The organism is Aerococcus sp. L_32 (assembly GCF_050689315.1).
In genome coordinates this window covers 1-665 of the sequence record NZ_JBOEQF010001027.1, presented here as the reverse complement: position 1 = coordinate 665, position 665 = coordinate 1, and the positions used below count along the sequence as shown (strand labels likewise).

General features: G+C 43.2%; 1 protein-coding gene. It reads right to left on the bottom strand.

Annotation, left to right across the window (positions count from 1 at the left end; genetic code table 11):
- Positions 1-665: ACP S-malonyltransferase (locus ACRCJ0_RS18015; protein WP_431391509.1), on the bottom strand; the 665-nt coding region annotated here is incomplete at both ends.

The following is a 665-nucleotide window of genomic DNA, read 5'->3' as shown; positions in this document are numbered from 1 at the left end:
CAAGTCTTTTACTTGTCCATCCTGATGCGGTGTAGCTGTTGTATTTGAAATAACCGGTACTCTTTGTGGCTTAAAATCAAATTTGTCTAAATAATCAGCTAATTGGTCACTTGCTTGTGATAATAAGGCCGTGTGGAAAGGACCAGAAACGTTTAATTCCACCATTTTCTTCACGCCTGCTTCAGTCAACTTAGCGACTGCAGTATCTACTGCCGAAGCGTCACCACCGATTACGATTTGTTTTGGTGTATTGTAGTTTGCTGGTGCAACGTATTGACCAGAAGCTTCACGCACTTGTTGGCAGATATCTTCTATTAAAGCGCGTTCAGCTTTCATCACGGCTACCATTTTGCCGACACCTATAGGCGCAGAAGCTTGCATAAAACGACCACGATGGCTCACTAAATCAACCGCATCTTCAAAGGACAATACGCCCGCTTCAACAAGGGCTGTGTACTCGCCTAAGCTTAATCCAGCTAGGTAGTCGGCTGTAATGCCTGCCTCCCTTAGTAGAGCTGTAAAGGCTGTTGATACGGTTAAAATAGCGGGTTGTGTGTATTCTGTTTGATTTAATTGTGTATCTTCTTGAAAGCATAGGTCTTTCATTGAATAGCCTAGAACTTCTGAGGCTTTGTCAAAGTAAGTTGCAATCTCAGGATGATGGT